The 7,222-nt window shown below is 64.1% G+C and carries 6 protein-coding genes; 2 read left to right on the top strand and 4 right to left on the bottom strand.

Going from position 1 to position 7,222, the window contains the following annotated elements:
• Positions 1–200: 200 nt before the first annotated feature.
• Complete coding sequence (locus HP547_RS25670; RefSeq protein ID WP_172219143.1) at positions 201–599, top strand: hypothetical protein; 399 nt, start codon at positions 201–203, stop codon at positions 597–599.
• A 427-nt stretch (positions 600–1,026) separates the two neighbouring features.
• Here the strand turns inward: HP547_RS25670 and HP547_RS25665 are convergent, their stop codons facing one another.
• Together HP547_RS25665 and HP547_RS25660 are read right to left on the bottom strand one after the other, a co-directional pair.
• Positions 1,027–2,190: an AAA family ATPase gene (locus HP547_RS25665; protein WP_172288204.1), complete on the bottom strand. Its 1,164-nt coding sequence runs from the start codon at positions 2,188–2,190 to the stop codon at positions 1,027–1,029.
• A 180-nt stretch (positions 2,191–2,370) separates the two neighbouring features.
• Positions 2,371–2,550, bottom strand: coding sequence for a hypothetical protein (locus tag HP547_RS25660; protein WP_172219147.1), 180 nt, complete (start codon positions 2,548–2,550; stop codon positions 2,371–2,373).
• Between the two features lie 277 nt (positions 2,551–2,827).
• On the opposite strand from HP547_RS25660, the gene HP547_RS25655 reads away from it, so the two are divergent.
• A complete protein-coding gene (locus HP547_RS25655) occupies positions 2,828–3,127 on the top strand; it encodes a hypothetical protein (RefSeq protein ID WP_172219148.1) in 300 nt (99 codons plus the stop codon).
• An 8-nt stretch (positions 3,128–3,135) separates the two neighbouring features.
• Here HP547_RS25655 and HP547_RS25650 read toward each other — a convergent pair whose 3' ends face one another.
• On the bottom strand, positions 3,136–3,963 hold the full coding sequence (locus tag HP547_RS25650; protein WP_172219149.1) for a helix-turn-helix transcriptional regulator: 828 nt from the start codon (positions 3,961–3,963) through the stop codon (positions 3,136–3,138).
• 286 nt (positions 3,964–4,249) lie between these two features.
• Positions 4,250–7,222 (bottom strand): autotransporter domain-containing protein (locus HP547_RS25645; RefSeq protein ID WP_172288202.1); only part of this gene is annotated, 2,973 nt, incomplete at its 5' end.

Below are 7,222 nucleotides of genomic sequence, written 5' to 3'. Positions count from 1 at the left end.
GCTCGGCACGACCTGCAGGTGATGTTCCCTGAGCTGTGGCAGATGTGGCAGGGGATCGTTCCCGAATCATTGCACCTGTTGCAAGGCATGCCGGGCCTGCGGTTGCCGTTGCAAACGTTACAAGGCAGGCGTAATGAGCGGTAGCATCGATCGCACGGTTCGAGGGCGCTGCCCCTGCATCTGGAGCATTGGGTTGTGCCATGTCCGGCGCACCCCTGGCAGTCTTCGATGCCGCAGTAAACATTCTGGTCAGTGAGGATGCGAAACTTTCCAGGCTCTCGGTAGCGGCTGACATTACTTTTCAGCTGCGCCTGAGTCTGGTCCCGCAGAAAACCTGGTGCGGCCAGCAGCTGTTGCTGTCGATGGCTGAGTACCGCGCGCATATCGGCCTGGTCATACAGCGGGCCGGTTGCCTGGCTGACGTAGCGGCTCTGGTACTCGAACGCGTAGTTGGCGGTGACGGTATAGGTGAGCTCGGCCCGGTGCTGCTGCACATTTTGCACATTGACTGGCGCGGTGACCTTTTCGCCGAAGGCGTCCTGTGCCTTGGCCTTCATCGCCTGGGCGATATCGTTGGCGGTGAAACCACTTGTTCCTGACATTTGCAATCCATGGCTGGGGCTATTCTTGAAAGGCGCATTTTGCCAGCGCCGAGTCGTGCGGGTACAGCGCATGTGTGGGTTCACCCGCGAACACCGATGAAGCCGGTGCCATGCAGCGAAGCAAAGGCCCTATAGGCTAAAGCCAGTCAGTCAAGGCTGAATGGGGCTGCTGCGCAGCCCATCGCCGGCAAGCCAGCTCCCACCCAGACCGCATCGAATTCAAGCCATGCGCCGTACTTGTGGGATCCAGGCTTGCCGACAATGGACCGCTAAGCGGCCCATTGCTTGACTGACAGGCATTCTCGCCACATCGAATTCAAGCCATGCGCCGTACTTGTGGGAGCCTGGCTTGCCGGCGATGGGCCGCAAAGCGGCCCCATTGGTTAACTGACTGGCATTCCCGATAGGCTGCCATCGGCCCAACTCAATCAACCCATCGCCAAAGCGGCTCATCCAGCAACCCGACCCCACGCAACTGGGTCTGCCCGTGGTGCTTCTCAAGCTCCAGCACATTGCACCCGTCGCACGCCGTCAGCGCGTCGATCAGCGGCTTGCTGTGCGAGACCACCCACACCTGGCTGCGTTGCGAAGCGCGAATGATCAGCCGCGCCAGGGCCGGCAGCAGGTCGGCATGCAGGCTGGTTTCCGGTTCGTTCAGCACCATCAGCGACGGTGGCCGTGGGGTAAGCAGCGCCGCCATCAACAGCAGGTAACGCAGGGTCCCATCGGACAATTCAGCCCCGCCCAGCGGCCGCAAAAGCCCATGCTGATGCAGCCGCACGCTGAACAACCCTCCCGGCGGCGCATCAATCCCAAGCCGGCTACCGGGGAACGCGTCCTCCAGGGCCGCTGTAAGGTCTTCAACCTCGCCAATCTCGATAATGGTCTGCAAAGCCGAAGCCAGGTTGCGCCCATCGTGATGCAGCACCGGCGAGCGGGTCCCTAGCTGTGGCTGGCGGCAAGGCGCGTCGCGGTCGATGCGGAAGTGGTCGTAGAACCGCCAGCTGTTGATGAACGCGCGCAGGTCGCCAATCTCTGGCGCCTGGCGGGGGCGGCCGACAATGTTGAAAAAGCTTTCGCCGCTGTCGGCATGCTGGTCGAGCACGGTCCAGCTGTTGCCCTCGCGGGCGCGCACCATGGCGTTCTTGCGTTCGACCAGCAGCGAGGCGGGGCGATAGGCGCCGGCGCCCCAGATGGCTTCGCACTTGATCTCGGGGTCGAGCATGAAGGCGGTTGGGTAGGGCACGGGGATCGGCAGGCCGAGGGAGATGGCAAAGCCGAAATCTTCGGTGGCGAAGCCCAGGCGCAGGCGTTTGGCTTCGCTTGGGTGCTGGCCCTGGATGGGCACTTCGCCGCGCTTCATGCGCGCACTGGTTTGCGGGCCGGCCCACCAGGTGGAGTCCAGGCCACCTTCGCGGGCGAGGGCTTCGATTACCCCGCCCTGGGCGGTTTCGGCCAGCAGGCGCAGGGCTTTGTAGAGGTTGGATTTGCCGCTGCCGTTGGCGCCCGTTACCAGATTGAGCTGGCCGAGGGGCAGGACGAGATGGTTGATGGAGCGGTAGTTGCCGATGGCGAGGGTGGTGAGCATGCCGTGCGTCCGAGCTTGGAGCTGATGGGCGATTGTGGCTGGCCTCGACACCTGGATGGAAGCGAAATCGCAGGCAAAAGAAAGCCCGCCGAAGCGGGCCAAGGTCTATCACGTAGGGATGGTGCGATTGTCCCTGGGGTCTCGTGAAAATTAGGTGAAAGAAAAGTCCCCAGACCGTGATCATCGCGATGCTTTTTGCCGCTGTGCACGCTGGAAACGGCTGACCGCGATCTGCACGGCAGCGGCCACCAGGCACAGCAGGCCGATCTTCCAGTTGCCTTCCAGGCCGTAATGCTCGGCGATCTTTCCGCTGATCAGGACGCTGAAGAAGATGGCGACAGGCAGGATCAATTTGTTCATCGGGGGCTTCCAGCAGGGTGTACATGGCTTGGGTGAACGGGCAGCTCACCCAGCGAAGAAGAGCAGCGATCATAGCAAATCCGTTTCCGCGTGAGTGGTGGTACAGGGCGCGGTGATAGCACTTCACTGATGTGCCCGTGAAGCGGTGTTTATAGAGATGAAAAAAATGAAGCAATTTGCCATCTCCAGTGGTCGATCCAGTTGGATGGGGCTAATTCGAAAGTAGGATTCCCCGCGCGCCTTTGGACACTGCCAATGTTGGTCGCTGGAGGGCTATATGCGAATGAGGGGTAACGTTTACTGGGCATGGGTCGATCCTACGCTTCACCACCGCTCCCATGAAGAAACGCTGGGCGACGGCAGCCGGATCGACGTGCAGGTGAGGCTTTCGCGCACCGGTAGCACGCAGATGTTCCTGGGGGTGTATGCGCGTTCCGGCATGGCATTACACGAAGAGGCGTTTGCCTCGCGGCCAAACGAGTCGATGGCCCGGGCGTTGGCCTGGGGTGTTGCCAGGGCGCGTCGGCTTGCCGATGAAGGTTTCTTTGCTGCTGATCCCATGGCGGCCCTGGAGTAGAGGGGCCGTCAATGAACCGGGCTCGACCACTTGCGTTGGGTCGCCAGGGCCAGCAACTCCCGCTGGCCGGCAATCCCCAGCTTGCGATACAGCCGCTTGATGTAGGTGGCCGCACTCGACTGCTGTATGCCCATGCTCGTACTGATGGCTTGCACGTCGCAGCCGGCCAGCATCAGCTGCAGCAGCTCATGGTCACGCCGGGTCAGTTCCGGGTACAGGCTGATGACGCGCTCACTGAGCAGCGCTGGCATTTCATTGGCTTCAAGATAGGCGCGGTAGTGCAGGCGGGAGATTTGGACGATCAGCGGGGCGGCTGTTTCGATGACATTGATCTCGTTGGCTGAGAAGCGGCCGTGTTCTCGGCCGCGGTAGAAATTTATCGACAGCCAGCGGTTGCCATCGCAGTGGCTTAGCAGCGCGACGCGCTCGGATATTTGCGGCAGCTCGTAGCAGATGCGTCGGTAGTCGCGGTGGGCGATGTCCTCGATGCCCTGGCGTTGCACCATGATGCGCTCGGCGCTCGAGGGGGTAGGGCGTGCAGTCATAGCCTGCTGGTTGCCGTCCATGCTGTAGAAGCGTTCGGCGTAGTTGCTGGAGATTCTGGGCAGCTCGAGCATGCGGGCGCGGTCGGCAAAGGAAATGATCTGCGGGCTGCGGTTGGGGCTGTAGGCGAAGAGGGTGCATTGCGCCAGGGGCACCTGAGCGCCGAGCAATTTCAGCATGTCGGCGGCCAGTAGCTTGCCGTGGCTTTCACTTGTGCGCGAGAGCAGGCTGGCGGTTTGCTCGACGCTCAGGCGGAAGTCGCTGGTGGATGGGCGTAATGGCCAGAATTCCATGCTGAGCTCCGTGGGGACAAGGCATGATTTATTGTTGTACGCGGCCCGGCGGGTGAAGGCCAGTCAGTCAAGCAATCGCGGCCGCTTTGCGGCCCATCGCCGCGGTTCGTCGCCACGACAAGCCAGGCTCCCACAAGTACGGCGCATGGCGTGGACTCGATGGGCTGCGCAGCAGCCCCTTTAGCCTTGACTGACTGGCATTAGCCTGGCGGGGGCTGTTGAGCAGGATAACCAATTTGTCAGCCAGGCAGCCAGATGAAGCGGGGCTGCGCAGCAGCCCCGTGGCTCAGAAGCGAACCGTGATCCCCGCATTCACCGAGTGCATGCGGGCGTCCGAACCGAACTGGCCCTGATACGACAGCCCCACATCCGTCTGGCGGTTCAGTTGCACCTTCGCGCCCACTTCGGTCATGGCCACGTTGCGCGTCTGGGCGATCCCCTGTACCGCGAAGTCCGGGCCGCCGGCAAAGGCCTGGGTGCTGCCAGGGTCCAGGTCACCGTAAGCGCGGCGCCAGCCCAGCGAGCCGTAGAACTGGGTGTCGTGGTTGGCCACGCGGGTGTGTGTCGAAGCGCGCATGCCCACGGTCGAGAACCAGGTGTCCTGCTGCTCGCTGGACACATCCAGGGCCGCTGCACCGCCTTTTTCACGGAAGCTGTCGGCGTCGTATTTCACGTAGGAAACGCCCACGAACGGCTCCAGCGCCACCGCACCCAGGCCGATGCGATAAGCTGCTTCGCCACTGGCCTGCAGCGTGTTGGCGTCGCGCTTGCCCTTGAGGTGGTCGGTGAAGCCGGCAAAGGCCACGTTGCGTTTGCTGTCCAGCTTGTGCCAGGTGTAGCCGACGTCTGCACTCAGGCGCAGGGCATCGAGTTGGGCACCGGTGTACAGGCCCAGGTGGTAGTTGTCGCTGTGGCCTTTGGCATCGCGGTCGTCGGCATCGAACTTGGTGCGGCTGTAGCCACCGTAGACGCCGGCGCGCCAATCGGGGTTGAAGCTGCCGTCGGCGCCGATCAGCACACCGCCGGTGCGCTGATGCAGGCCGCTGGCGCCGTTATTGCCGTCCAGCTGCGACCAGTTGCCGAAGGTTTGCGCCCAGGCCCCGCCCTGCGCTTCAGGGGTGGTTGGCATCAGGCTCGATGCACCCAGCGGCATGCGCACCGTGGTGCTGTCGAACAGGCTGCGCAGACGAGTGCCCAGCACGCCGGAGACCACCTGGCTGTTGGCGATCAACGCGGTCCCGGTGCTGCTGTGGTAGTCGCCGGAGAGCTGATCGATGGCATTGCGCGCGCTGTCGGCATCCAGCACCAGCAGGTTGTTGTACAGCCGCAGCGGGTCGCCGCTCTGCTGCAGAACGCTGAGTGCGCCCGCAGTGTTCCACTGGTTCTCGGTGAGCGCCACGGTCTGGAAGATCCCCGGTGTGCCTGGCCCGTCCGTTTCTGGCGGCTGGACGGGTGGCTGCACCGGTGGCTCGACAGGCGGCTGCACCGGAGGCTGCACTGGCGGCTCTACCGGAGGCTGCACCGGTGGTTGCACAGGCGGCTCGACCGGAGGCTGCACCGGTGGTTGCACAGGCGGCTCGACCGGCGGTTGCACAGGCGGCTCTACAGGCGGCTCTACAGGCGGTTCCGGCGTGGTGGTCTTCTGCGCGATGGTCAGGTTCAGTTCATTGGCCGTGCGCTGCAGGCTGACGTCGAGGAACGCGGATTGGGTGAATGCCTGGGCATACGCGGTGCCGGCGGCGGCACCGTCGACTACGCCGCCCTGGGCGGCCAGCAAGGTGTAGGTTTGCCCGGTCTGGTAGCTTTGCGCATCATTCAGCGTGGTCACATCCACCCGCGTGCCACGCAGGGTCGCGGTGCCGCTGACATTGACGTGGTCCGAGCCGCCATCGCCGGCGATGTCTGCGGCGTACCGCGAGCCGGCCGCCATGTCCAGGTCGCCCTTGATCGACAAGGTCCCCAACGCGCCCTCACCCGGGGAGAGGGTACCGCCCGAGGCAACCTGGGTTGTACCGACCTGACCGCTACCGGCCAGCACGCCGCCGTCCAGTACCTGAGCGCGGTTGCTGTAGTTGCCGGCGGCGTCGGTGTGGCCGACGGTGCCGTTGACCACCAGGGTGCCGTTGCCGACGCTCAGCAACGAGGTGCCGCGTGGGTTGCTCTGGTCAACATCGCCGGCCAGCACCAGGCGCCCGCCGCGCACCACGGTGCTGCCGGACATGCCGCTGAGGTCGCCGCTGAGGGTGGTATTGCCGCTGAAGGCGTAGACACGCCCTGCGCCACTGATGCTGTTGCTGACCTGCAGGTCGCTGTCGGTGTGGTTGAACGCCAGCGCTCCGCTGCCGGCGCCAAAGCGGATCGCCGTTTGCGGGTCCAGGCGCCCGGCGGCCTGCGCGGCGCCGGCGGTGATGGCGTCGATATCGGTGCGGCTGTCATCCCTGACAACCCCGCCACCGATGCTGAGGGTGCCGCGTGCAGCCGAGTTGATACTGGTCAGCTCGCTGATGTCGACGCCCTCGGTGCTGCTCAGCTCGGCGCCATCGGACAGCACCAGGTTGGTGCTGTAGGTCGTGGTACCCACGGTCAGCGTGCGCGTGGCCAGGCGCGTGCCTGCGCCGGATACGCTGACCACGGTGTTGCGGCCGATGTTGGCAGAGCCCAGTTCCATGGAGTCGCTGGTCAGCACCGCGCCATTGCTCAGGCTCATGTCGTTGCGGTTACGGAAGGTCCCAGTGTTGTCCCAGCGCGTGTTGGCGCCGGACAGCTCGCTGATCGAGTTGATGGCCACGCGTTCGCTGGCAAGCTGCCCACCATCCTTCAGGGTAATGCGCGAGTCGTAGAGAAACACCCCGCCTGAGGTCACGTTGACGGCATCCACCTTCGAGCCTTGACCGCTGACCAGCAGGTTCGCCCGGGACAGGGCATTGCCGGCATTGCCGTTGTCGCTGAGCTGAAGGTCGCGCACCAGCACTTGCCCGCCGTCGAGCACATTCAGCGTGCCCTGGCCGGCGCCGCCAACAACGAGGGTGTTGCCCAGCACGGCAGTGGTCCGCGGCACCACCCAGCGGGTACCGGGGCCCTGGACCGTGACGGTGGCCATGGCCGCACTGGCTTCGTTGTTGGTAAGCGAGCCACCTATTCGCCCGCCTTTGCTGGTGAGTTCGGCACCGTTGTTGATGGTCAGGCTGGCAGGGACACCGTTGCCGGGGCGCAGTGACACCGTGCCGTCATACGCGCGGTCGCTGCTGAAGGTGTCTTG

Source organism: Pseudomonas sp. CM27, from assembly GCF_013179515.1.
Taxonomy (GTDB): Bacteria; Pseudomonadota; Gammaproteobacteria; order Pseudomonadales; family Pseudomonadaceae; genus Aquipseudomonas.
This window is presented reverse-complemented; position numbering and strand designations above follow the sequence as displayed.

What these genes read in the sequence shown, in the direction of transcription:
- HP547_RS25660 (WP_172219147.1), bottom strand. Translation starts at nt 2,550, where the DNA reads ATGAACAAATTGATCCTGCCTGTCGCCATCTTCTTCAGCGTCCTGATC.
- HP547_RS25655 (WP_172219148.1), top strand. Translation starts at nt 2,828, where the DNA reads ATGCGAATGAGGGGTAACGTTTACTGGGCATGGGTCGATCCTACGCTT.
- HP547_RS25670 (WP_172219143.1), top strand. Translation starts at nt 201, where the DNA reads ATGTCCGGCGCACCCCTGGCAGTCTTCGATGCCGCAGTAAACATTCTG.
- HP547_RS25650 (WP_172219149.1), bottom strand. Translation starts at nt 3,963, where the DNA reads ATGGAATTCTGGCCATTACGCCCATCCACCAGCGACTTCCGCCTGAGC.
- HP547_RS25665 (WP_172288204.1), bottom strand. Translation starts at nt 2,190, where the DNA reads ATGCTCACCACCCTCGCCATCGGCAACTACCGCTCCATCAACCATCTC.